This is a genomic window from Leucobacter sp. G161, from assembly GCF_001482305.1.
Taxonomy (GTDB): Bacteria; Actinomycetota; Actinomycetes; order Actinomycetales; family Microbacteriaceae; genus Leucobacter.
Genome location: NZ_LOHP01000078.1, coordinates 1 through 24,488, shown reverse-complemented (window position 1 = coordinate 24,488; position 24,488 = coordinate 1). Strand labels below are relative to the sequence as shown.

Genomic DNA, 24,488 nt, shown 5'->3' with positions numbered 1-24,488 from the left:
CTAGTTGACTGTGATAGGTATCGTGACAATCGGCTGAGCGAAGGTGGATACGCGGGCGAGTACCTGTATCTCCCATTCACCCGCGACGGGCATATCCAGGTGCGCGGAGTATTCACCGGTTTCAGGATCGAGTTCGGCTACAGACTGGAATGGCCCGAGGTCGTGCTCGGGTTGAGTGGTGCGAATAGTCACCTCGTCGGGGCCGACTGGTTCGCCATCGTATTCGAGGGTGAAGGTGATCTCGTTCTCGCCGATCAGTGCTGGTTCGAGTTCACCCTGCAGTGCGAGTCCTTGAGCGTCCGCGTCGATGGTGACGATCTGTGCGGCCGCCGCTGTGCTCGCACTTGAGGTGCCGTGGTTGTCATGTGTGGGACTGAGATTGGTGAGGAAGCCGGTGAGGAGCAGGACCGCGATGAGGAGCGCGGCTTCGTAACTGAGGGTTCGCGTCAGGGTCTTCCATTGCATGCGAGCGGTCGGTCGTGCCGCGATGCGTGGGAGGAGTCGGGTTCTGTTGTAGGCGGCGATCGCGATGACGGGGATGACGATCCCGATCTTGAGCAGGAGGGTGAGGCCGTAGCTCGTGGTGATGAGTGCGTCGAAGCTTCCGACGATCATGACGCCCATGACGGTTCCACTGACGGCGAGGAGGGCGACGCTCCAGACCACCACGCGAGAAAATCTTTGCACGATCTTCACCGCGAGTGCCGGCGCGGTGCCTGCCTCCGGGTTGTTGGTAACTCGAGTGGCTGCAAGGAACAGGAGAAGGCCGAGGACTCCTCCGGTCCAGAAGGAGCCGACGAGAAGGTGCCCGAGGTCGGCGGCGATGATCAGAGCTCGCGGTTCCATCAGCTGGGTGTGTCCGACGAGCACGGGGGCGGCCAGAGCGAGAAGCGGCAGCAGCGCGGCAAGCAGACGCGTCCCTCTGCGCTCCTGCTGTCGCGTCCACAACACTGCGGCACCAGTGAGCCCCACGCATACGATGATGGCCGCAGCCACTGGGGCCCAGAAGACACCAGTCCACCAGGCTGACGGGTTGACCACCGCGGGCAGTGATTCTCCGGTCACGTTGAGTGCTGACACAGGAATGAGGAGCAGTGATGCGGCTGCCGCTGCGATGCCGGTCAGTCGGAGGATGTTCCTGGATCGGAGGTCTGGCGGCGTGGTACTGCCCAGCACCAGACGCTCGAACAGAATCAGGCCAGCGAAGACCAAGAGCGTGAGGTATTGGAGTGCCGTCAGGGCGCTGACGGCGAACTGGGTGTCTGGAGGTGTCGCGGTTTCCACGACGGGAGTCGCTGCGCCCTCTTGCGGGGTGTCTCCGATGGTGAAGGTGATCGCGCCGGAGATGGGGTGACCATCGGCGGACACGACCCGATAGCTCAGCGCATAGGCTCCGTCCGGTACATCGACGGGGAGAGCCGCGATGACGCTGGTGTTGCTGACGTGTGCGTCGAGGATGAGGGGGTCGTCATCGCCGGGAAACAGGCGGATGCTGCCGTCGATGAGCTGCACGGGCTCGTTGAACGTCAGTACCGCCTCCGCGGGAGCCTGATCGAGCACCGTACCGTTCTCCGGTGTCGTGGACAGCAACTCGGCATGTGCGGACGCCGCCTGTGCTCCCGCCAGCGTCAGCAGCCCGCCGAGGAGGAGGGCTGTGAGCGCACGGAGGGACAGGGCGAGGCCGCGTCGCGGTGAGTGTTTCCCGGCGATGAGAGTGCTCACGCCTTCTTGCGTCCCCTCAGCAGCGCGATGACCGCGACGATGAGGCCGATACTGCCGACGGCGAGCGAGGTGATCACGAGCGGTGTCTGATCCGCAGGAGCCGTCGCGGATGCCGAATCCTCGTGCGCATCAGCGGAGGCGTCGGTGGTGTCGCCGTGACCGTGCGATCCCGTGGCGCTGGCAGCGATGACGTCGACGCCGGGGGCCGGCGTGTCCAGATCGTGGCCGTCCTGGCCCTCTTCGGGGATCTGCACCCAGGCGGTCTCGCCCTGCTCGCAGGTCTGCACAGTCGGGAAGTATAGCGTCGAGTCGGCCGCGTCTTCGGGGATCTGTAGCGAGAGTTCGAACGCGTCCCGCTGCCCGTCGGGGAGGGGTATCGTTGCTGTGTAGACGACCTGCGCGACGCGTTCGGTGACTTCGTTGCCGTGGCTGTCGGTGATGGGGGTGTCGAGGTCTTCCATTACCTTCTCGACGGTGTACAGACTGTTGCGGGTGGGGGTGACGGCGTTGATGCCATCGGGGATCTGGATCGCCACTTTCGTCGTCGCGGCCCCATCACATCCATGCGGAACCCCGAGGGTCAATATCGAGTACGAGCCGGCTTCCACGGGACCTTCGGCGATGCTGACGTGCGCGTTCGCCGCGGCGGCCCCGCCCAGAATCAATGCAGCAGCGGCCGCGAGGGCTCCGGTTCCGATCAGCAGGGGCCTCTTGGTGTGCCGTGTGCTCATGGTGTCTCTCTTTCTGGTTGACCCGCCGATAGTGCCGGCAGGTTGATTGTGGTGAAGGGCGGTTAGCCGGTGATCATCGGCCAGCACATCGCTGCCATGCCGAAGCTCATGAGCACCCCGGAAGCGACATCGCCGGTGTGCCCGAGCCAGTTCGTGCGTCCGCGCAGGCAGCTGATGAGCTCGACGAGGAAGATGACTCCGGAAGTCACCAACGCTGCGGTAATGGCAACTCCAGAGGCGGCGGCCCACGGTTCAAGTCCGCCGTGGTGGTGGGCATGTGTCGTTGCGTCGGTCCCGGAGGGCATCGCGAGGATCATCCAGACCATTGCGAGCATCATGACTGCATGTGCTGCTTGATGCCAGGCGCTGTGTCCGCCGACGGCGGCCCGAGTGATGCGACGTCGCACTTGGAGGATCGCGATCGCGACGAACCACACTGCTCCGGCCGAAAAACACAGTGTCTGCGGGATTGCCGGTAAGAGGGACCACCAGGGCCAGCACATGGCGACCATCACGAGACCCATCACCAGGTGCAATGCGTTGCCGACGATGGGCAGCAGCTTCCGATCGGCAAGAAGTCTCACGGTAGCGTACATGGCGGTCGCCGAGAAGGTGAGCGTCAGCGCCCATTGGAGCACCGGGTCAGACAGCATGCCACACACCTTATCTCTACAATATGTAGTAGCAATGCTACGAAGGAAAGTCCCCGAGGTCAAAGCGCCCCACAAGGCCCCACGAGATGAGGCCGCCTCTCGCTCCATGTGAATGTGACCCCCAACCCAAGCATCCACCCGGCATTGCGTCTCCTCACGCATGCAGGTAGGCAGTGATTTCACATCGCAAAAGGCAGCGATATCCCACTTAACTCTACAAGATGTAGTATTTAGGATAGTGGTGACCTGAGAATGCGCACGTCATCGCTCGCGTCCAGCGCCACGCGATAAAGGAGTCCTCATGTCCGTACTCGGTATCGACCCCCGTTCAGGACGAACGTTGCTGTTGACGGGTTATGTAGCAATGGTCGGGATCGGTGCGTCGTATGGGATTGGCACGATCGCAGAATACGGCTTGCTGATCCCACTCGCGGCCCCTTTGGCCTTCTGTGCATTGCTGCGCTGATCTGGCTTGCTCCTAAGGCGCAGTCGATCGCGTGGGCAGCGCTAACCGCATGGCTGCTCGCTCCGACGTATCTCAGCCAAGGCGACCAAGAGATCGCAGCCCTTGTGGTGATCGTACTGCTGTGCCTGCTGGGGGTGTTCGTCTCGCCCTGGTTTCTGGTGGCGGCGTGGGTGCTGCATCCTTTGTGGGATGTGTTGGTGAAGCGGGATCTCCACGGTCACATGGAGGATCTGCCCTGCGCGTGTTGCATCTACGATCTGATCCTTGGCGCCTATCTCGCCTTCCGCACGTAGCGGGGTCACTTCACGGCTGTCGTGACACCGCAGCCGGTCTACTGGCGGCAAGGCCTGCGGCGGACGGGGATCGCCGTGTGGGTGGGAGTCCTGTTGCTAGTGCAGGTGGTCTTGGTGTGGTTCGGCAGCGGACAGGGCTGGCTTACGCTCGCGGCCGCCGCGGCAGGGCTCGCTGTGCTGGCTGGTCTGTTCTGGTTGCGTCCGCAGGCCCAGTCCCTGGCGTGGGTGGTGATCACTGCGTGGATGGGGATGACGTATGCGCATTCCGGGGCATGGTTCGAGATCCTCGTGTTCATGGGCCTCATGCTCGTCGGGATGCTGGGCTATCTCACCTCACCTTGGTGGTTTGTTGCCGCGTGGGGTTTCCATCTGCTGTGGAACTTGCTTCCGCGCAAAACCGACCACCACGCCGCGCACGCGACGATGGGTCACCTCGGGATCTCCCCGGCGGCATCAGCCACCTACGACGTGATCATCTTCGCGTACCTCCTGGTGGCGGTTCTTGCCGGTCGGCTCGGCCATACGCAGCAGGAGCTGATGCACTCTGCCTCTGTGGCGCCACGGCTTGTGAACGCTGAGCTTCAGAGTGACGTTGTCGGTGGGCGGCGACGTGCCGTCAGGGTGAGCTCGACGTGAGCAGTGTTCGTCTCCAAGGCGATCTGCACCCGTTCGCCATCGTTGAGGCGGTGATCGAGGCCGATGAGCATACCGTGCAGCCCGCCGGGAGCGAGTGTGATGCTGCCTTGGGCAGGAATAGTGATCCCGTTTGCGAGCTGGGTCATCTGCTTTCGCCCGTCGTGTTGTTGGATGATGTCGTGGAGTTCGACCGCGTTCGCGGCGGGGCTGCGCCCGCCGCGAACGGTGATCTCTAACCCACTGCTGTTGTGGAGGGTGCCGAAGAAGCCGGTGACGTCGTCACGGCCTGCCCTCACCCATCCGTGTTCGAGATGGAGCATTAGTGGTCGTGACCGTTGTCGTTGTCGGAGCCGCGGTCTTGGTTATCAGTGCCGTGTGATCCGTGAGCGCTCTCGCCATGAGCCCCGTGACCGCCGTCGGTGATTTCGTCCACGGTGTGGCCTCCCAGTGCTGCGATAACCTTGTCGACGTTGAGGCGGTAGAGAGCAATGACATCGAGGTCTTTCTCTGGATAGTTGACGACGTTGACCTGGATCGCGTCAGAGTCGGGCAGTACGCGTCCACTGGTCATGTGGATGTTGTCGAGCACGAGCCGAGGCGCAGCTCCGGTGAGGTCTGCGACTTCGCTGACGGTGGGCTGTGAGGGGCCGAAGGAGCGCACGTCATCGGTGATCAGGTCGGCAAGCCAGGTGGTGTACACCTGAGAGACGATTACAGGATCAGCGTGGTCGCCGAGAGCGGTGAGGATCTCGTCACGGAATTCATCGAGCGCAGTCTTGAACTCAGCAACCCATGCTTCGGCCTCTTCAGTGGTGCCGAACGCCTCGCCGAGACGGGTGACTTCAGCGATGACATTCTCGGGGGCGTTGTCGGCGTTCACGGCGATGAGTTCGGCGTCCGCGTCGGCGGCGTCCGTGAGCGTGGGCACGAAGGATTCGAAGTCGCTGTAGAGCACGAAGTCAGCTCCGGTGAGCTTCGTCAGGTCGCTCGGGTTCGGGTCGTACTCGGCGGCATGCTGCGCGGAGGGTGGGACGATGATGGTGACGTTCTCCGCTCCTGCGGCGGTAGCGAACATACCCTGCCAGGTCGTGGATGCTACCACGGTGACGCTTTCCTCCTGAGTCGGAGCGGTGCCATTCGCCCCCGGTGCGGTGGCGCATCCAGCGAGAAGCGCGAGGGTGGCTGTGGTCAGGAGTGCGAGACCGGCGCGGGCTCGGGTGTGGGTTGCCATGACGGGGTGGTGCCTTTCTTTGGGGTGAGGTTGACCGCCAGCGCAATCGCGCCGGCGACGAGGACAAGAACGGGTCCGGGCGGCAAATCGAAGAGAATCGCGACGAGGAATCCGATCGTCGAGGACACCAGGCTGATGATGACCGCCCACCAGCAGATCGACCGCAGGGTTCGTCCGAGACGCCTTGCGGCAAGGGCTGGAAGCAGGGTGAGTGCGTCAACGAGGAGCGCCCCGGTGAGTTGCATTCCCGTGGCGATGGCGATCGCGATAAGGACGAGCATCGCCCCGGTGAGCAGGTTCACCCGGATGCCTGCAGCAACGGCAAGTTCTCGGCTGGCGAAGAGCACCGCTATTCTGCCTCGGCCCCGGATCAGGAGTGCAGGTACGGCAATGGCGAGGGCTGAGACGAGCACAATGTCGCCAATACTCACCCCGAGAATTGATCCCCACAGCAGCCCGAACGTGTGAGCGGCGTTGATCCCGGAGATCGCGATCAACAGCAGAGCTGCGGCCATCGCCATGCTCATCAGCAACCCGGTCGCGCCCGATAGCCCGCCAGGGGTGCGCGCAAGCGGAGTCAGTGCGCCACCGGTGATCGCGCAAGCCACGAGCGCACATAGCAACGGGTCCAACCCAGTGACGATACCGACAGCGATGCCGAGGAGTGCGACGTGCATCATCGCAAAACGGACGGGAACGATGTTCAGTCCGATGATCATCACCTCCACCAGCGGAAGGCCTATCGACCCGACCAGAAGGGCAATCGCGGCCCGCTGCACGGCGGGCATCCCCATCACTTCGATGAACTGCTCCCAGCCGATCACGCGTCTACCAGCTGTCCTGATTCCACACGGATGACACGGTGGCAGGCGGAGAGCAGGCGCTCGTCATGGGTCACCACGAGCGCGGCGGCATTGCTCTTGCTGAGGAGCGAGTGAAGCAGGCCAAGGCTTCGGCTGTCCAAACCTGTTGACGGCTCGTCAGCGAGCAACAGACCTCCGCTCCGGGTGATTTGACCGAACGCGCGCGACAACAACAGCCGCTGCAACTGCCCGCCGGAGACCTCCCGGACAGGTACGTCGACCAGCTCGCCGACGCCGAGCCGTCTAGACACCTTTACCGCTTCCGCGCGGGCATTTGCCAGGTCGAAGAGGTCGCGTGCGGTGACCGGGAAATCTCCGAATGCCGGGGATTGCGGCACCCAAGCTACGCGCTGGCGAGCCCGTCGATGCGATGCCAGGCTGGTCACCGGTACGCCTTCGATGGTGAGCCCCCGCCACTGTGCAGGAATCAGCCCGAGCAGTGACCGCAGCAGAGAGCTTTTCCCGGCACCGTTCATACCCAGCACCGCTACCCGCTCGCCAGCGCGGATCGACAGATCAACCCCGCCGAGGACAGTTGCGCCGGAGATGTTGACCCGCAGCGACGATACCGAAAGCGCGGGGGCAGCGGCGAGCGCCGAAGAATCAAGCATGTCTTTACTCTACATGAAGTAGAGTAAAGTGAATTCACTTCGTTAGGGTGTGGTGTGTGAGCAATTTATCAAGCGGAGGCCTTCGCGCCGCCGACAGCGCCGACCGTGTTGCTAGCGTGCTGGCGGTGGAGATCATTGACGGGACCCACCGGCCAGGCGTACGCCTGGTGGCCGGGGAGATCGCCGACCGGCTTCAGGTCTCCCGTGTCCCTGTCAGAGAAGCATTCCGGAGCCTCGCGCGCCTGGGACTCGCGGATGTCGTCCCGAACAAGGGCGCGACGGTGCTCCCCGAGAAGGAGTCCGCCGACCTGGTCCCGATCCTCGAAGGACGGCTTCACCTTGAGCCATGGGCGATGAGGTACGCAGCAAGAAACCGGACAAATGACGACCTCGCCCGCATTGCGGAATCGCTCGACGCTGGGCTATCCGCAACGCTCGACGGGGACGCACTGACCGCGATCCGCGCACACGCGAACCTTCTCGACCACCTGGCCGACGCCATCCATCAACGCGCCGCCGAAGCCGCGCTCAGACCCCTCTACGCCCAAACGGGTGCGATCGTCACACGCACGATCGGTCACATTCACCGCGCAGGATGGGACAGTCATCGAAAGATCCTTCACGCGCTGCAACGAGCAGATGCTGACGCGGTGCAGGATCTCACCAGGGCTCATTCGAGTGAAATGATAATCCGTACGGCGGGAACCTGACGCTAACGCGTCCCAGTCTCCCCTGTTGCAAATATGTCCGACAGATGAGGCCTTAGGCAGTGTCCGATCCCGCAGTTGCGCTGCGGTTCTGTGGATTGACTTGGCTTCCACTCGGTTGTAATGAGTTTCTTCGCGCGTTCAGCATTTGCGCGCTCAGCCTGGGCTCGGCGTGCTCCGGCTTCCACCTGCCACTGCCGGATACGCTGCGCAGCTTCGCCGGAGGGAGCGCTTCAATCTCGTTGAGCGCGCGGCGTAGCGTCTTGGCACGGTCCCGCCACCGCGCTGTCTCTTTTGCCGGATCGCTGTTTGTCGCTCTACCGTCCCGCCGGTTCGCCACCCCGATCGTACTGTCCTTCTTCCACGCCTGAATCACATTGCCTGCGCCAATATCGAGACCATCATTACCTGTGCCAGTGCGGGAATGGTCAATGCAGCGGCCAGTTTAGTCCTACGCCAGTTCTTGACTATCCAGTGCGGATATCCGAACCCAGTCAATCCACACAAATTGAGTCTGTCTGCTCTGCCCTTGTAGAGACGCAGCGAGGCGAGTCTCTGTCTGGAGGGCGAGGAACATCGGCTCGTGCGGTACGGCCAACCCTGTAGCTTCGCCGTAGGCTTGGCCGTTGAGGAAGAAGCGGACCGCGTTTGGAGTCCATTCGACGGCGACGGTGTTCCACTCTGAGAAGTTGCCGTTGACGGAGAAGCTCGTCTGTCGCCGGGTTCCGCTCTCGTCGACCCAGTGCAGGAAGGACTGTGAGTTCGTTCGTTCTCGCGAGTACCCTTCGGCAATGTCGATCTCGGGTGGCCAGCTTTCTGCTTGCGGCCATAAGAGGAAGTGGTAGCTGAGGACCTGGCTGGCGTGGGTACGGAGACGCACCTCCCATTTCCCGTAGGTTTGGGCGGCTTTCCAGTTGGAGACTGCGCCGGTGCGCCACAAGTTCGTATGCCCGGTGGAGGGGGCGCCTGCAAGTACGAGTGATCCGTTGCTGAGCCACACCATCGTCGGATCCCACCAGGTGCGTGGATCTGAGCTCGGCCTTCCGGTATACGCGGACCAGTCGGCTCCCAGAGAGTTGCGGTCGAAGTCGTCGAAGAAGACCGTGGACCAGATGTCATCGCCGGTCACGACTTCTGCACTGATGCTGTCCTGAGTCTGAAGAGTCATCTTCGTGACACTGTTCTTCGCAGCGGTGACGGGTTGACTGTGGCTGTGCTGGCTGAGGTTCTCTACTGTTGATCTGTCGATGGGTGAGGGCCCCTGCCCCGCAGCGAGCGAGCAAGCGGACAAGGCGATCGCCCCGGCGATCATCAGGGCCACACCACGCCGGGTGCGAACTGCCTGCGTTGCGTTGCGCGAGCCCATCACTTCTTCTCCACATGTCGTAGATTACCGGTGCGGAGCCCCCGTGTCACCCTCCTCGACAGACGGTAAAGCGTTGGGTAATAGCGCCCGCTGGCCCGGATGAGTGCCGCATGCGCGGCGACGGAGGGCTGATTTCTTGCCAAGTGGAGAATGGTTCGCCAGGCAATCTGTGAGGTGAGTTCCTTTCGCGCTGCAGTGGCGTCTTCGTCGGCCCAGCCGCGGTGGACGGGTGTCGCGATCGACGGCACCAGGTAGAACCAGAGCGTGAACGCGTCGGCATCGCGCTGCTCACGCCGTGTGGGATGCGCTGGCAGGAGACGTTGCATTGCTTCATTACGGCAGCGTTGCACGTTCTCTTGTCGCAAGGCCGTCCCAGTACTGATTGAGTCTGCTCGTTCCAAGTACCGATATTTAATGTCGGGGATGAGGCGCACGCGGTGGGTATTCTCGAGGATGTCGAGAATCATGAGGAAGTCGTCCTGAGAGGAGAGGGGCTCTCGCCGAAGCGGCGGGATGAGGTGGCGGCGAATGAGTTTGTTCCACAGATACCCACGAAGCTGCCCAGTCCACACGAGTGACGACAGTTCGTGACCGGAGACACTGCGTGCGTGTGGCGAACCTTCCATGACCCAGCGGCGACCATCTGCCTCGACCCGTTCCGCACGACAAACAACAAGATCGGCGTCGTGCGACGTGGCTTCGTGGAGCAGGGTAGTGACGATGTCGGGTTCCCATTCGTCGTCGACGTCGCAGAACCAGATGTAATCGCCCCGAGCTGCGTTGACGCCGGCCATGCGTGAACGTGTTGAGCCACCAGCCTTGGTCCGGTGGATCACACGTGCCCGAGGATCGCTATGGCTGTAGGTTTCGGCGAGTTCGGGGCCGTTGTCGGTGGAGGCGTCGTCGATGAGAAGTATCTCCACTGGCCCTTTGAGACGCGCGAGTTGAGCGAAAGCGTATGGAAGGTCTGCGGCAGCGTTCCGGAACGGCACAATCACGGATACTTCCGGCCACGGAGTCATGCTTCCAGCCCGATCGTGGTGCTCGCGAAGACATAGCCGCTATCCATCCACCAGCGGCCCCGCACCTGCAGGTCATGATTGATGGTGAATGTCCCGTGGTGTTCTTCCCAGTCGGTGAGCTGGACATGAAGATCTCGTGGATGCCAGATGTGCTCACCGTCTGTCAGGTTCAGTGCTTTGAAGCTGCTCTCTTTCGCAACGTACAGCAGCGTGTGCAGCAGCGGAGAGTTCAGCGGCAGACCGCTCCGCGAATGCGCGTCCGCGAGTTCGCCGGGAGTGGTCACGGAAACTGCTACGTCAGCCGGTACAGCACCGACCGGTTCGAGGTCGATGCCGAGGAATATGCCGGGGATATCGGCAACGGCAACGGCGATGCGGTCGCCGGAGTGAGCGATGCTGCCCGACACTCCCTGCGACCAGAGCGGCGCACCTGTACCGGCTTGCCCGATGCCTTGTGGCGCACTGAGTCCAAGACTCGCGAGGGCATCATGCGCGAGGGCACGTGCCGAACAGAACTCAGTGCGCCTGGCCGGCCCCATACCCGCGGCAATCTCCTGCTCGATACCCACCGCGGGCGCACCCTCATAGAGGTGTCCGGCTCGGATCCGCACCGATCCAACCACGGTCACCGACCGCCCTCGAGGAGGGCCTGCACGAGTGGGTCGAGGTCGTTCGCAGTGTTGGCGAGGGCGACCACAACGCGCGACGCTGCAGGATCGAGAGCGACCGCGGACTGGAAGCCGCCGGTCTGCCCCGTCTTCGACAGGACAAAGCTGTCCCCTTCTTCGGTGGCGTCCCATCCAAGGTCCGTACCCGCCATCACGGTTCCGAGCACATCAACGTCTTTCTCCGCCGCATCCGATTCGTGCGTGTCAACGAGCCGAACGGCGTATTGGCAGAGATCAGTGACGGTAGAGTACGCGCCACCGGAGGGCGCGTAGGCGCCGAGCCGCCACGGAGGTACCGCACGACCGTCTGCGCGATAACCTCGTTGCGCATTCCGGTCAGTGTTGGACGTAAGGCCTGAGTCGCTCATACCTCCTGGGCCCAGCACTCGCTCCTGCAGCAGGGTGTCGTAGGAGATTCCCGCCGCTTCGGCGAGCGCATGCCCGAGGAGCGCGAAGCCGATATTGGAGTATCGGTACTCGCCTCGGGTCGACAACGAGTCGGTGCGTGCACGATCGTAGAGTGCTTCGAGATCGAGATTGTGGATGGTGTCGCCTCGGATGTCTTCCACCCACCAGCGCATCCAAGTGCCATCTCGCTCATCGTCGCCCCATTCCCCGAGGCCGCTGGTGTGCGCAGCAAGCTCACGGAGCGTGACCGAGGCAACCGGTGCGTCGTCAAGCGGGAGGTAGCGGCCGACCGGGTCGTCGATATCGACTTCGTCGCGAGCGACTGCGTCGGCGAGAAGCATGCCGGTGAATGTCTTGGTGATGGATCCGATCTCATATCTGGTGTTGGCGTCGGCTCCGAAACCAGCTGACGTGAACCTACCGTCCTCCCACACGCAGATCGACACGCGATCCCTGACACCGCTGAGATATGGCGCAGCTTCTGCAGCAAGATCCGAATCCCCGGTCAGGTTTGAGGACAAGGCAGGAGCAGCATTGCCGTGCGTCACGCCGAATGCCCCGACGACTGTGACAGCCGCGATGAGCAGCGCCGTGACCCAGGTCGACTTCTTCATGAGAGGACTCCAAGACGCAGCACCAAGAGTGCTACTCCAATGGTGGTAATGAGCACGAACAGTGTGGTGAATACCGGCCGCGATTGGCGCAGCGTCACTCTATGGGCGTCGGGGCCGCGCCGCTCACGGAGCACCACCGACCAGGCGTACATTGCAAATGCGGTCGCGGCGGCGATCCCAGCGATCCCGCCGATCAACCAGTCCAGTCGCGTCATCACTCGTCCTCTCCGGGGCCGGGTTTCCGTTCGAGCACGATCACGTGCTCGGTGCGATGGGTCACCTGGTACTGGCCGCTCGCTTCCAGGAGCGTCGCAACGTTTTCGTACCAGCCCGGTCTTGCGCCCCTGGTGATCTGTTCGTACCGCTCCCGCATGGTGGTGAGAAATACCACATCGGGGGCCTGCTGCAGCAGGCGTTCGAACGCGGTGCCATCGCCGTCCACGGAGGGCGGGTGGTGGAGATCGCTGATCCGGGCGACCCGCAACGCGCCCTCGGTCGCCAACGGGCGGATCGTGCTCCCGGTCGGGGTCTCCCACAGCACCGCGCGTGCGACCTCAAGCACATCCACGGGCGTGCGTTCGAAAGCAACGTTCACGCCACGCGCGGTGGTCACTCCCGCAGCGGCGAGCACCATGATCAACGTGAGGGCAACACGAGACAGAGCGCTTCGCGCCCGGATGAGCGGTGCGATGCCGCCTGCGGCGAGTACTGCGAGAATTGGCAACGCATACAGGTACACGCGAAGCACGACCTCACCACCGTACGGCTGCCCAAGCACGAGCGACATTGGTGCGACCACGAGAGCAGCGGTCACGGGCATTGGAAGCCTGCCGCCGCGAGTCACCGACCAACCGACGAACCCCGCGATGGCGAACAACGCAGACCAGCCGATCCGTGCCGCCTGCATCACCTGGTAGACGGGGTCACCGGAGACGCGCTCTACGACACCGGCGCCGACGGCCTCAGCGAGACGCCCGAACCCATCGATGAGTACGCTCAGATGCCCCGTCCACCAGTCGGTTGCACCAAAGGCGAACCAGGCTGCGAACACCACTGAGACACCGAACCACAGGGTTCGTGATCGCGTCGCACCGAGCAGGCTCAGCAGTAGCAATACGACGATGAGCGAAACCGGGGTGAGCTGGTGAGAGATGACGATCGCGCTCGCGATCACCACCAGAGCCGCTTCGAGCATGAGGGCGCGGCAGGCAGAGTATCCCGGAAGTCGGGCTGGAGTCCGGCGCATCGGCTCGAGAAATCGCCGCCAACCCCTTGCGGTGCCTGCGGGGATCCCGGTTTCGCTGGTCTGCCAGAGCAGCACCGCGATGACCGTCAGCATCAGCGGGAATGCGACCGCCTGCGGGGCGAAATAGTCTTGTTGCACCCAGCTGCCGAGCACGAACAGCAACACCCCGGTCCAGGCGACCGCACGGTCCCTGAACACCGCCATGCCAATGACGTACACCGGTGCCATACTCAAGAGCACCGCGAGTACGGGGAAGAACACGACGAACGGCGTCGCGTCGGCAAGGCCCGCCCAGCCGGTCACAGCCGAGGCAGCGGTGAAGAACCCAGGCCAGCTAAACCGCGCATCCATCGCCTCGCGTAGGGTGCCGGTTTGGGAGATCCATTCCACGAAGCCGACATGCACATAGGCGGTGCCGACCGGTGATCCGCCGTCCGCGATGCCGACGAATGTGGTGACCATGACCGCCAGGACGGCGACCCCGATCGCCGCCATGACCCCGTCTGGCGCAGGCTTGCTGGTGATTGCGAAGACCGCGACAGAGACGGCAAGGATAAGTGCCAGCCAATAGGTCCAGGGCAGAACTGTGACCAGGCCGGCAGCACCAGCCGCATCGAGATCGACGCTGGTCGTTGCCGCCCACCACAACGCGACCGCGATGAACAGCGCCACGACGGATACGATTCGGCGATGTCCGGGCCTGCGCAGAACCGGGCGCGTGATTCGCAGGGGCGGTGTGCGATTCCACGCGAATGCCGTGCAGGCCACGTTTCCCAACCCCAAAATGGTGGCTGCGACCGGCGCACTCCAGGTACCGGTTGTGACCTGCGCCACGGTGAGGAGCATCACTAAGGAGAGGGAGAGTGCGGGGATGAAGGCCCAGAGCACCGCTCCGGATCGGCGGATAAGGATGATGGCGAGGGGCGCTCCTGGGACCAGGAGTACGAATGCGATTGCGAGGCCGATGCGGCCTGGCACGGGCAGATCCCACCACGCGAGAATCGGCACCAGCAAGGACAACGCACAGGAGAGAACGATCAGAGGACGCATCAACGCACTTTCACGCATCGGTGCCTCCCTTCCTGCCCCCCCGGAGGCCGAGTCCTGTTCGGATCGCTTCGAGCAGATACAGGCCGGGGCCGGCAACGTACCCGAGTCGTTCGACCCACACGAGTGCACGCGGATAGTCGCCAGGCCGCTGACTGTTCTTCGTCGAATCCTTGGAGAGCAGCATCCTGAGGCCGGCCGGCAACGCGCGAAGCACGGACACCATGTGGCGGGGTGAGGTCGCTGCGAGCCGGGTCACGTTCGCGGCCATGCCGGTGCCATACCCGAACAATTGTGTGCGCAGCGCCGGCAATGTGTCCCGGTGACGGTGCTTCACCAGAGCCGCAGGTTCGTAACGCAAGATCCTGCCTGCGAGAATCACCCTTCGGAACATGTCAAGGTCTTCGCCGCCTCGCGTGAGCGACCCCGCCCCGAGAGTGTCAGCGAAACCGTGCTGCTCGACGAGGAACGCGCGCGGAAAGGCCATATTGTTGCCGGAGCCGAACTCGCCCGCGGCAACCGGGTACACCGGTCCCTGACGGCCCGTTTGCCAGCCTGGGGCGGCAGCGTCGCCGCGTCCCCATTCGCTGCGCGTCTCTCCCTTGTCGAAGCCGATCGCTTCCTCGAACCAGCGTTCCACGTCTGCGTCAGTCGACATTGGTATGACTCGGCCGGTCACGCCGCCCACGACCGGATCCAACATGGCCGACAGGAGAGCGTCGACCCACCCCGGTTCCGGGTGCGCGTCATCGTCAGTGAACGCGACAATGCGACCCCGGGCGGCGGAGATGCCGCGGTTTCTCGCGAGTGAGAGGCCCTTGCGTGGTTCGGTCACGATCCGCAACCGCGAGTCGTGGAGATCATGGAGGGTGGCGCGAACACGGCCGGAGCGGGGATCGTTATCGACGACGAGTACCTCCACCTGGGCCTGCGTGTGAGCCAGGATCGCCCGGACCGTTTCTGCCAGCGCACGATTGCGACCGAGGGTTGCGATGCACACGGTGACATCCACGCCGAGGTGCGGGCTACCCTCGAGTGCAGCCTGACGTCGATGCCGTCGCCGCGAGGTCACGAATCCCGTTCCTGCCGCGCAGAGGCCGGCCAGGCGTATGAAGTTCCGGGGGAACGCTGAGCGGTCGCCTCCGAGCATGCTCCGAAAGTCCGTGAAGACCGCGTGTCTGACCGTGGTGAGGACGTGGGTTCGTTCGGTTCCCAAGCTTCGCGGAAGAGAAGCACGTGCCTGGAGCAGCGCTTTAGAACGGCCTTCCCAAAAGCATCGGCGCAGCATGTAGGAGACGCGTGTTCGCGCATGCGGTACGAAATGGCGCACCGCCAGGTCCGTATCTCGGATGATCTGGGCATCCGGCATCTGTTTGCGAAGCCGGATGCCCAAGTCCGTCTCCTCACCGCCAACGGGGTGGGTGTCGATCCTTCCGAGTCCCTCGGCGAAGAGCCCGATGCCGGCAAATACCTCCCTGCGGATTGCCATACACGCACCGATGGGGTTGCGAACCTCTGACCCACTCGCGGCCATGCCGACATAATCGCAGCCCACCACCCATCCGAACTCGGGTGGGAACCATGTTGGGGCACCAGTTGCGCTCTCCCAATCTGGCAGAACGGCACCGGCGATGATTGCAACGTTGGGGTCTTCGAGCCGGGAAGCAAGTGCCTCAAACCATCCCTCTTGCAGGATCGCGTCGTCGTCGATGAAGAGCAGCACGTCAGCAGTGCTGGCCGCGATCGCCGTGTTCCGCGCACCGGAAAGTCCGCGCTGCCTCGTGTTCTCCATCAGGTGAATGCGAGGAATGTGCCGGTAGCGTTCTCCAAGTGCCCGCGCGTGTGCGGCCGCGTGATCGGCCACGAGGGTGATCGTGCCGGTTTCAGGGAGTTCCTTGATCGCGGAGGTTACGCAGGCGTCCACCAGGTGGCTGCGGTGCTCCGTGTATGTGCAGATGACGATCTCGAGGCGCATGGAACTACGAGAGGGGGAACTGACCGCGAACCGACAGTGGGGTGTCGGATTGATGCATAGGGTCAACTGCGATCAGGCGTTCTTTCGCGTTGCGTCGCTCACGGATCAACGTGGCAAGCACCCGTTTCCCATCGCGCCAAGCATTGAGATTGCTGACTCCATGGATACGGGAGCGTTCATGGCTCGGAACCTCAGTGATCGGGACACCGGCGAGCGCAGCCCGCACGTTGATCAGGGTCTCAATCTCGAATCCATCGCCCCACTGAGGCGCCCCTCCCGCAGGTTCTGTGTCGGGGAGGTCGAGGAGCGGGAGCAGGTCGCGGTGAAGGGCGTTGTACCCGTAGCACAGGTCGGTGTAGCGCACCCCAAACATCAGGTTCGTCAGTAGCGTCAATCCCACGTTTCCGGCATTGCGGAGGTGAGTGATGTCGTCACTTCCTCCGCCCCGCGACCGGGTGCCTTTCGCGAACATCGCACCGTCGGTGATTGCCCCCACGAAGCGTGGGATCTCGTCAGGATCGGCGGAGCCGTCTGCATCGAACATGACGATGATGTCTCCGGTCGCGGCCGCGAAGCCGCACGCCACCGCGTTGCCTTTGCCATATCGGGTTTGTTCGATGACGCGGGCGTCAGGCCGGAGAGACCTTACGAGTTCGCTCGTACGGTGAAACCTCGCCCCTTCCACGATGATGAGTTCGTATTGCGCCGGAATCTTGGGGAGTACTTCCTCGAGGTTCTGCGCTTCATCTAAAGACGGGACGATGACCGTAACAGTGGCATCAGGGGTCATGCTGGTCACCTGAGGCGGGAGCGTTGACGAGCGCGAGGGCTACCTCGCCTCTCGCGCGACCGCCGTTGTCGTCCTCGAAGCGAATGCTCGTCTCCAGGGTGAGCATGCCGCGCGAGAGCGCTCGGGTGCTGAGGCTCGTGATCGTGAAATCGGCACGGAACCCGCGTGCATCGATCGGTCGCTGGTAGCTGCTGGTGAGCTTGTGAATGAGGACATCGGGGAGTTGGCGCGCCCAGTAATCGTCGAGTGTCCAGTGTGAGAACGCGGGCAGGAGGGAATGCTGCACGGCGACCGCAAGGGTCGTGTACATGAGCTGGTTGTAGCAGATCACGAACTCGGCTGCGTTGAAGTGGCCGGTATCGTCGATGTAGCAAGATTCGCCGATCCGGAACTGGCCACGGGAGGCCACCTGCCCCTCTTCGGAGCGGGTCACCTCCGCGCCGGTGAGATAGATGCATCCCTTGGCCCGGTAAGGGTTCACCGCACGGTGGAACACCGGTTCGCGGTCATCGAGCCGCCCCGTCGAGAACCGCGCGGTCACAGTGCGCGAGAGTAGAGGGGGAGGCCGTCGAGCGCGGTGACGCGGTGGGAGACCGTCGCTGCAGGCGTGGTGGTGTGCAGTGCACGGTGGATCAGCGTGCGGTTGTCCCAGATGACGATGTCTCCGGGCTCGTATGCGTGCTGGTAGATATTGGGGTGCGCGAACTCCTGGTCGAGTTGCCCGGTCGCTTCGAAGAGCTTGTCGAGCAGGTCGGGATCGTCGCTGCCGTTGAGCTCGACGGTGAAGCCCTCGCTGATGAAGAGGATCTTCTCGCCGGTGACGGGATGCTCCATGACGGTAGGGAAGGTCACTGCCGGCGTGTGTTCTTCGACTTCGCGGATGATCTCACCGAGAGGGCGATAGACATCATCGGGGCGAATCTTGAAGAACTTCCGCACGCTATGCGAGGACGTGGTCCCCGCTGCAGCATCCTTCAGTTCCTGCGGGAGCGCCTCGTATGCGGCAGCCATGTTGATGAAGAATGTGCCGCGGTTCTTCGGCGGCAGCACCTTCGGTGAGAAGATCGTGAACGCGAACGGCTGGGGCATGAACTGGTAGTCAGCGTGCCAGAACTTCCCTGTTTTCGGCACGCCGATCTGCTTGCCGTCCTCGGGGATGTTCGAGGAGACGAAGATCTCCTCAAACTCCGGGTGGTGATACATCGGTTCGTGATAGCTCACCAGATCGCCGAACATGCGGCCGAGTTTCACGAACTGCTCCGGGGTGATGTCGCCCTGGTTCCTGAGTACGGCCACTTTGTCCCGGTAGATCGACTGCTTCAGCCGGTCGATCTCCTCGGACGTCACGGTATCGACGTTGAAGTCCTTGACGACCACACCCATGGTGTCGTCGTTCCCCTGCTCTACGATCACGTCTGCCTCCTCCTGATAGCACTACAAGACGTAGTAACTCTACATGATGTAGTCACTGCGAGTGTCCTCGGAGCCCCTGCATCTCGACATGTCGTAGACTTAGCGGTGATTGTGTCAGAAGAAGTGAAAGGTTCATGCCCCGATGAATGAACTGGAGTTCCGCGTGAACGGGATGACCTGCGGACATTGTGAGCAGGCGCTCTCCGCCGAGCTCCTCGCAATAGGTGGCGTTGTGGGGGCAGACGTCGATGCCGCTTCGGGGGCCGTCGCGGTGCGCTATGGAGGCTTGGTGGAGCGATCTTCGATTGAGGATGCCGTTTCAGAAGCGGGTTTCGAACTTGTCTCCTGGGAGAACGAGGGTTCTTGACCACGGTTACCTCGACCCAGCATGATGAGGCTCGCGCGCACGATCCAGTAATCGTCAAGAGGCGTTCAGGCATCGTGCGGAGCATGGCTGCCTTGTGTGCCGGGCTCGTTCTCGTACCCGCACCGCTGGTCACAATACTTGCGGGTCAAGCGCCCTACGACTTACTTCGCCGGAGCTTTCCGGGCCTCGACGTCGGTGTTCTCACGGCAGTAGGTCAGGCCGCCGCTGATGCTGCAGCAATGGCGACCGTCGGTGCGCTATTGACGCTGCTGTTCTTCCGGGATGCGCAAGGGCGGAATGCTGATCTTCTGCGCAGCCCGCTCGAGTTGAAGGTACTCCAGATCAGTTCGGGGGTGTGGGCATCTGCAGCGGGTGCCATGGTGCTGTTCACCATGCTGGATAGCCACGGGCAGCCTTTCGCGCGATTGGGGGAGCCCCACGCGGTGTCGTTCCTGTTCGGGACTAATGACTATGCCCGAGCATGGGCCCTAACGTTGTTTGCCGCGCTCGTCGTGTTCTTCTTCAGCATGGTCGTTGAGAATTGGACGGGACTGCTGATTCCCTTGTGGGCGGCATGCTTCGGAGTGCTGGCCCCGGTCGTGGTCGGCCAGATCCTTGTCGGACCCGAACACGACTTCGGAAGCGACGCGGGCGTCTACCAATCACTGCTGACTAGCGCGGTGTTCGGTGTGATCCTGCTCGCAGCGATCCGGGTCGCATCCGGTCGCCTGGTCTCGCCGGACGTGCTTCCGCGAATGTTCCTGTTCCTCGTCTTCGCGCTGCCGGTTATCGTTGGTGCCGATGTGCTTCTCGCTTGGTTCAAGCTGGCGGGAACTGGGCTTCTCGGCTCGGTGACCGGCTGGCAGATCATCACGCGATGGACATGCCTCGCGCTCATCTGCGGGATGGCGGTGTGCGCGTGGTCTATGTGGCGGCGCCGACGCATCGACGAGAAGCGGCTGTCCCGTTTGCTCGGAGGTCTGGCCGTCGCGATCGCCGGCTGGGTGGGAATCACCGCTGCGATGACACGCTTCCCGCCTCCGCACTATTTCGTTCCCACATCCATTTCCCAGGTGTTCTTGGGGTTCGAAGTGGCCGAAGCGCCCACCCCGCTCGTACTGTTCACGCACTGGCGTCCGAACATTCTCTTCCTGCTGCTGGCGGTTGCCGCGGTGACGGTCTATCTCGTTGCGGTCAGCACTCTCCGCCGACGCGGTGACGCATGGCCGGTAGGGCGAACCATTTCTTGGGTGGGCGGCTGGGTCGTCGTCGTATTCGTCACCAGCTCAGGATTTGGCAAGTACTCCGCTCCGGATTTCGGCATTCACATGATCGTGCATATGAGCCTAAACATGCTGGCACCGATCCTGCTCGTTATGGGTGGCATCGTCACGCTCCTCCTGCGCGCGACGAAGTCGGACCCGAAGCGACTTGCTGGGGTCCATGACTGGGTGACCTGGGCGTTGCACTGGCGTGTGCTTCGCTTCATCTACAACCCTCTGATGGTCTTCGCTCTGTTCGTCGGCTCGTACTATGGCCTGTATTTCTCGGGGATATTCGGCGAGTACATGCGTTTCCATTGGGCCCACCAGCTCATGAACGTGCACTTCCTCATCGCGGGTTATCTGTTCTACGGCTTAGTTATTGGCGTAGATCGTCCTCCGCGACCGCTTCCTCATATCGGCAAGCTCGGCTTCGTTCTCGCGGCCATGCCATTCCATGCCTTCTTCGGTGTGATTTTGATGTCTTCGGGCGGCGACATCATTGCAGAGAACTTTTACAGGTACTTTGATTTACCCTGGGCTGATCTCCAAGCATCCCAATACTTGGGTGGCGGTGTCGCCTGGGCCGGCGGGGAACTCCCACTCCTCCTCGTCATCATCGCGCTCGGCGTGCAGTGGTCGAGACAGGACGCAAAGGACGCACGCCGCAAAGATCGTCACCTCGACGCGGGCCTCGATGACGAGTTCGACGACTACAACCGGATGCTTGAAAAACTCAGTGCTCGACAGGCTCGCAATGTGCGAGGTCCCCAGCTTCTCGGCACAGAGGAAGGCAGTAGCTCATGACGATCCAACAGAACGCCACGGATCCCCTTCAACTCGATATCTCCGGCATGACCTGCGCCGCATGCGCGGGCCGAGTAGAGCGTGCCTTGGGGCAACTCGACGGAGTGACGGCAAGTGTGAACTACGCGACGGAACGCGCGATCGTCACTGGACTCTCACCCGCCAAGGCCGACCTAGCAGTGCGTCGCGTGGAGAAGGCCGGATACGGTGCGCGCGTTCACGACGACGCCGATGACGCCTGGTCGAGACGCGCAACAGAGGTGAGGATCACCTCCCTGAGGCGCAGGCTCCTCGTCGCCGCGATCCTCACAGTTCCACTGATGGACATCACGATCGTTCTCGCACTGGTTCCGGGCTGGCGCTTCCCCGGCTGGGAATGGCTCTGTATCATGCTCGCCCTCCCCATCGTCACCTGGGCGGCCTGGCCCTTCCACAAAGCCACACTCCGCAACCTACGCCACGGGAATGTCAGCATGGACACCCTCGTGTCACTCGGCATCGCAGCATCATTCGGCTGGGCGGTCACCTCCCTTCTGCTCGGTATCGGGCAGGACGGGGCCGGATACTGGCTCGGCTTCGGCGTCACCCCGGAAGGAGCAAACTCCATCTACCTCGATGTCGCTGCCGGGATGACGACATTCCAGCTCGCTGGGCGCTACTTCGAAACACGCTCCAGAAGAAAAGCGGGAGACGTACTCGGCGCGCTGGGTCAGCTTGCCGCTACCCACGTACGCATTACCCGAGACGGCAGCGAAAGCATCGAACCTGCCGCGTCTCTGCGCGTCGGAGATGCTTTCGTAGTCCTTCCAGGCGAGACAATTCCTGCGGACGGCACGATCAGCGCCGGATACGCATCAGTGGACACCAGCATGTTGACCGGGGAAGCTGTCCCGAAAGACCTCAGTCCTGGAGACAACGTCGTCGGCGGAACGATCAGCACCAACGGAAGACTCGAAGTATGTGCAACGTCAGTCGGAGCGCACACCCAACTCGCGCAGATGGCCGCCCTTGCCGAACAAGCCCAATCCCGTAAAGCTCGAGTACAGACGCTCGTAGACCGCATCACCACCTACTTTGTTCCCGCAGTCATCGCTCTCGCGATTCTCGTCACACTCGCCTGGATGCTTGCAGGCACCGCATTCCAAGACGCCTTCGGCATCGGAATCGCCGTCCTGATCATCGCCTGCCCCTGTGCACTCGGCCTCGCAACGCCCACCGCACTCATGGTAGGTATCGGTAGAGGTGCCAGCCTCGGCATCCTCGTCAAAGGACAAGACGCACTCGAGGCAAGCGGCACCATCACCACCGTCGTCCTGGACAAGACCGGCACACTGACCGCCGGAACCATGACAGTGACGGGCACAGCCACCGCAGAACACATCCAAGAACACGATTTGCTCCGCATCGCAGCCTCAGTCGAGCAGGGCTCAGAGCACATCATTGCACGCGCAATCATGACCGCAGCAAAGAAGCAAATTACGGATCTGGAGTCCGCGACTGATTTCAATATCGTTCCCGGGAAGGGAGCGACAGCGACGGTCTCCGGCATACTCGCCATTGTCGGCAACAGGGCGCTTCTGGCAGAGCATGGCGTAGCCCTGAACTTCAACGAATCGAATGGGATAGAACTTCACGAGAATCCCGCCGAGACCACGGTGTTTGTCGCGGTCGATGGGAAGCTGATCGGTGCTATCAATCTCGCCGACACCATCAAGCCTGGGGCCAAGAAGGCCGTCGACGCTCTCCGGAAGCAGGGACTCAAAACCGTGCTCCTGACAGGTGACTCCAAGGCGGCAGGCGACTACACCGCCGCACAACTCGGAATCGACACCGCCCTCAGTGAAGTCCTTCCTGCCGACAAAGCCGAAACCGTGCGTGCACTCCAGACCCAAGGGGAACGGGTCGCGATGGTCGGCGACGGCATCAATGATGCCGTCGCGCTCGCCGCCGCAGACCTCGGTCTCGCGATGGTCAATGGCTCGGACATCGCCCTCAAATCCGCAGACATCATCTTAGTTCGAGACGATCTTGCAGTTATTCCGGATGCGATTGCGCTCTCTCGTAAGACACTGCAAACGATCCGCGTAAACCTTGTCTGGGCCTTTGGTTACAACGTCGCTGCGATTCCGATCGCTGCAGCCGGGCTCTTGAACCCGCTCATTGCTGCCGGAGCCATGGCATTGTCGTCTGTGCTTGTTGTCTACAACAGCCTTCGACTCCAGAGCTTCAGAGGCTAAGCCCTGCCCAAACGCTTGTGGGCTTGTGTCAGTGGAACTTCGGACGCTTGAGCGAAATCTACCAGGCAGATAACAGCGTGATCGAACCGCTCTCCGTTGAGGTCTTATCGGGAGATCGGATCTTTCCAAGTATCCTCGCGCCGTTCCAAGTGCGAACTGCACTCACGCTGAAGCCCACGGGTGTGACTAAGGCCGAGGCTGTCAAACTCATGTATGTCTCGTCCGGGTGGTCGAGACTCTCGTTTCGTGGCGCCCAAGTCGCGGTCGGTCCCGGAGATCTCATATTGATTCCGAATGAGACGCTCTGTGCTGGAGAGCCTCTCGCACCGACTCGCACGCTGACACTTTATATGAGGCCAGAATTTGTGTCAGACCACGCTCGATGGCTTCCCCAGACGCACCCCCTTACTATGGCGTTGCTTCAATCACTAAGACCCGGCCCTCCAGTCCACTTCGGAACCGTGAATAAAGAACTCTCTTCTTCGCTAGCGCAGAGTATGGCTTCACTATCCCGACTGAGCTTGAACCAAGAAACCCTGCCGAAGATTATTGTCGGTGCCGCTCAGGTTTTCGCCGATCTCTTCCTGCATCTTTCTGGTCCTAGGCCGGCTGACCAAACGAAGTCTCCGGGCAGGGAAGTCCTACGCGCAATAGATCTACTAGGTTCCCATATAGAACGCCCTTGGGATGTCCGGCATCTCGCAAATGAAGTTGCCCTTTCTTCTGCGCAACTTACCCGACTGTTTCGCAAGGAAACTGGCCTGACCCCGGCTCGATTCTTGAGGATACTCAGGGCTAAGGCTATGGCTGAAAGGCTTGTACTCAATGACGATCCAATCTCGCTGATCTCCGCTCAGATTGGGTGGTCCACCCCGGAAGTCGCTAGTCGGGCTTTTCGCGCGTACTGGGGCGTCAGCCCTTCCTCGTTCAGAGCAGCGGCCCGTCTTGATGAAAACCTCATACGGAGGCGCTTCTGAATCGGGACTGATGCTCGTGTAGGTGACATCAACATGGCTAGTTTCGGCTGGCCTGGAAGGATGAACCTATGCCTCCTCGTTATCCCAAAGAGTTCCGTGACGACGTCGTGAGGATCGCGTTGGATCGCGGCCCGGAAGTGACACTGGCGCAGATCGCGAAAGACTTCGGCATCCACGTTGGAACCCTCGATAAATGGCTCCGAGAGGAACGCGTCGAACAGGGCCAGAAACCCGGTGTCACGCAGTCCGAGAATGCTGAGCTGCGTGAGCTACGCAAACGCAACAAGCTCCTCGAACAAGAAGTGGAAGTACTCCGTCGTGCGGCCGCGTATCTTTCCCAGGCGCACCTGCCGGGAAAAGGCTCTACCCGCTCGTG

The 24,488-nt window shown here is 62.2% G+C and carries 25 protein-coding genes; 8 read left to right on the top strand and 17 right to left on the bottom strand.

The genetic code is table 11. The features are described from left to right. The 3 genes from AUL38_RS13380 to AUL38_RS13370 all read right to left on the bottom strand — a co-directional run bounded on the left by AUL38_RS13380 (position 1) and on the right by AUL38_RS13370 (position 3,106). On the bottom strand, positions 1-1,722 hold the full coding sequence (locus AUL38_RS13380) for a copper resistance protein CopC (protein ID WP_059062878.1): 1,722 nt from the start codon (positions 1,720-1,722) through the stop codon (positions 1-3). After that, positions 1,719-2,453, bottom strand: a complete 735-nt coding sequence (locus AUL38_RS13375) for a YcnI family protein (RefSeq protein WP_083506891.1) — start codon at positions 2,451-2,453, stop codon at positions 1,719-1,721. Before AUL38_RS13375 ends, AUL38_RS13380 begins: the two co-directional genes overlap by 4 nt. A gap of 62 nt (positions 2,454-2,515) precedes the next feature. Beyond that, entirely contained in the window at positions 2,516-3,106 is a 591-nt protein-coding gene (locus tag AUL38_RS13370; protein WP_059062877.1) for a DUF5134 domain-containing protein, read from the bottom strand. Positions 3,107-3,676: 570 nt separating this feature from the next. Between AUL38_RS13370 and AUL38_RS13365 the strand changes: the two genes are divergently transcribed. Beyond that, positions 3,677-3,865 (top strand): hypothetical protein, encoded by a 189-nt coding sequence (locus tag AUL38_RS13365; protein ID WP_059062876.1) that lies wholly within the window; start codon positions 3,677-3,679, stop codon positions 3,863-3,865. A 21-nt stretch (positions 3,866-3,886) separates the two neighbouring features. Further along, complete coding sequence (locus AUL38_RS13360) at positions 3,887-4,501, top strand: hypothetical protein (RefSeq protein WP_059062875.1); 615 nt, start codon at positions 3,887-3,889, stop codon at positions 4,499-4,501. Here the strand turns inward: AUL38_RS13360 and AUL38_RS16935 are convergent. The 4 genes from AUL38_RS16935 to AUL38_RS13340 are packed head-to-tail and all read right to left on the bottom strand — an operon-like array spanning position 4,447 to position 7,206. Then, on the bottom strand, positions 4,447-4,821 hold the full coding sequence (locus tag AUL38_RS16935) for a copper chaperone PCu(A)C (protein WP_083506889.1): 375 nt from the start codon (positions 4,819-4,821) through the stop codon (positions 4,447-4,449). The genes AUL38_RS13360 and AUL38_RS16935 overlap by 55 nt on opposite strands. Further along, a complete protein-coding gene (locus AUL38_RS13350) occupies positions 4,821-5,732 on the bottom strand; it encodes a metal ABC transporter solute-binding protein, Zn/Mn family (RefSeq protein ID WP_059062873.1) in 912 nt (303 codons plus the stop codon). Before AUL38_RS13350 ends, AUL38_RS16935 begins: the two co-directional genes overlap by 1 nt. Then, a complete protein-coding gene (locus AUL38_RS13345) occupies positions 5,690-6,556 on the bottom strand; it encodes a metal ABC transporter permease (protein WP_235590725.1) in 867 nt (288 codons plus the stop codon). Before AUL38_RS13345 ends, AUL38_RS13350 begins: the two co-directional genes overlap by 43 nt. Then, a complete protein-coding gene (locus AUL38_RS13340) occupies positions 6,553-7,206 on the bottom strand; it encodes an ATP-binding cassette domain-containing protein (RefSeq protein ID WP_059062872.1) in 654 nt (217 codons plus the stop codon). Before AUL38_RS13340 ends, AUL38_RS13345 begins: the two co-directional genes overlap by 4 nt. A gap of 56 nt (positions 7,207-7,262) precedes the next feature. On the opposite strand from AUL38_RS13340, the gene AUL38_RS13335 reads away from it, so the two are divergent. Then, entirely contained in the window at positions 7,263-7,916 is a 654-nt protein-coding gene (locus AUL38_RS13335; protein ID WP_059062871.1) for a GntR family transcriptional regulator, read from the top strand. Between the two features lie 448 nt (positions 7,917-8,364). Here AUL38_RS13335 and AUL38_RS13330 read toward each other — a convergent pair whose 3' ends face one another. From AUL38_RS13330 to AUL38_RS13285, 10 genes are read right to left on the bottom strand one after another with little or no spacing between them, the layout of a single operon-like run. Further along, positions 8,365-9,279, bottom strand: a complete 915-nt coding sequence (locus AUL38_RS13330; protein ID WP_059062870.1) for a glycoside hydrolase family 16 protein — start codon at positions 9,277-9,279, stop codon at positions 8,365-8,367. Then, a complete protein-coding gene (locus tag AUL38_RS13325) occupies positions 9,279-10,301 on the bottom strand; it encodes a glycosyltransferase family 2 protein (RefSeq protein ID WP_083506887.1) in 1,023 nt (340 codons plus the stop codon). The genes AUL38_RS13330 and AUL38_RS13325 overlap by 1 nt, the downstream gene beginning before the upstream one ends. Next, positions 10,298-10,930: a 4'-phosphopantetheinyl transferase gene (locus AUL38_RS13320; RefSeq protein ID WP_059062868.1), complete on the bottom strand. Its 633-nt coding sequence runs from the start codon at positions 10,928-10,930 to the stop codon at positions 10,298-10,300. Before AUL38_RS13320 ends, AUL38_RS13325 begins: the two co-directional genes overlap by 4 nt. Then, on the bottom strand, positions 10,927-11,991 hold the full coding sequence (locus AUL38_RS13315) for a serine hydrolase (protein ID WP_059062867.1): 1,065 nt from the start codon (positions 11,989-11,991) through the stop codon (positions 10,927-10,929). The genes AUL38_RS13320 and AUL38_RS13315 overlap by 4 nt, the downstream gene beginning before the upstream one ends. After that, on the bottom strand, positions 11,988-12,206 hold the full coding sequence (locus tag AUL38_RS13310) for a hypothetical protein (protein WP_059062866.1): 219 nt from the start codon (positions 12,204-12,206) through the stop codon (positions 11,988-11,990). The genes AUL38_RS13315 and AUL38_RS13310 overlap by 4 nt, the downstream gene beginning before the upstream one ends. Beyond that, on the bottom strand, positions 12,206-14,245 hold the full coding sequence (locus tag AUL38_RS13305; RefSeq protein WP_153006598.1) for a hypothetical protein: 2,040 nt from the start codon (positions 14,243-14,245) through the stop codon (positions 12,206-12,208). The genes AUL38_RS13310 and AUL38_RS13305 overlap by 1 nt, the downstream gene beginning before the upstream one ends. A gap of 52 nt (positions 14,246-14,297) precedes the next feature. Then, positions 14,298-16,259, bottom strand: a complete 1,962-nt coding sequence (locus AUL38_RS13300) for a glycosyltransferase (protein WP_059062864.1) — start codon at positions 16,257-16,259, stop codon at positions 14,298-14,300. 4 nt (positions 16,260-16,263) lie between these two features. Continuing rightward, positions 16,264-17,049 carry a glycosyltransferase family 2 protein gene (locus AUL38_RS13295; protein ID WP_059062863.1) on the bottom strand — a complete coding sequence of 262 codons (786 nt, stop codon included), beginning with the start codon at positions 17,047-17,049 and terminating at the stop codon, positions 16,264-16,266. Then, a complete protein-coding gene (locus tag AUL38_RS13290; protein ID WP_059062862.1) occupies positions 17,039-17,590 on the bottom strand; it encodes an FcoT family thioesterase in 552 nt (183 codons plus the stop codon). The genes AUL38_RS13295 and AUL38_RS13290 overlap by 11 nt, the downstream gene beginning before the upstream one ends. Further along, on the bottom strand, positions 17,587-18,462 hold the full coding sequence (locus tag AUL38_RS13285) for a TauD/TfdA family dioxygenase (RefSeq protein WP_235590724.1): 876 nt from the start codon (positions 18,460-18,462) through the stop codon (positions 17,587-17,589). The genes AUL38_RS13290 and AUL38_RS13285 overlap by 4 nt, the downstream gene beginning before the upstream one ends. Positions 18,463-18,604: 142 nt before the next feature. On the opposite strand from AUL38_RS13285, the gene AUL38_RS13280 reads away from it, so the two are divergent. The 5 genes from AUL38_RS13280 to AUL38_RS17580 form a co-directional block, all read left to right on the top strand. Continuing rightward, positions 18,605-18,829: a heavy-metal-associated domain-containing protein gene (locus AUL38_RS13280; protein WP_059062861.1), complete on the top strand. Its 225-nt coding sequence runs from the start codon at positions 18,605-18,607 to the stop codon at positions 18,827-18,829. A 239-nt stretch (positions 18,830-19,068) separates the two neighbouring features. Continuing rightward, a complete protein-coding gene (locus AUL38_RS13275; RefSeq protein ID WP_235590723.1) occupies positions 19,069-20,898 on the top strand; it encodes a cytochrome c oxidase assembly protein in 1,830 nt (609 codons plus the stop codon). Beyond that, positions 20,895-23,135, top strand: a complete 2,241-nt coding sequence (locus tag AUL38_RS13270; RefSeq protein WP_059062860.1) for a cation-translocating P-type ATPase — start codon at positions 20,895-20,897, stop codon at positions 23,133-23,135. The genes AUL38_RS13275 and AUL38_RS13270 overlap by 4 nt, the downstream gene beginning before the upstream one ends. A gap of 209 nt (positions 23,136-23,344) precedes the next feature. Continuing rightward, complete coding sequence (locus AUL38_RS17995; protein ID WP_369795321.1) at positions 23,345-24,112, top strand: helix-turn-helix domain-containing protein; 768 nt, start codon at positions 23,345-23,347, stop codon at positions 24,110-24,112. Positions 24,113-24,180: 68 nt separating this feature from the next. Next, positions 24,181-24,488, top strand: a 308-nt coding sequence (locus tag AUL38_RS17580) for an IS3 family transposase (protein WP_059062940.1), incomplete at its 3' end; no start/stop codon positions are given.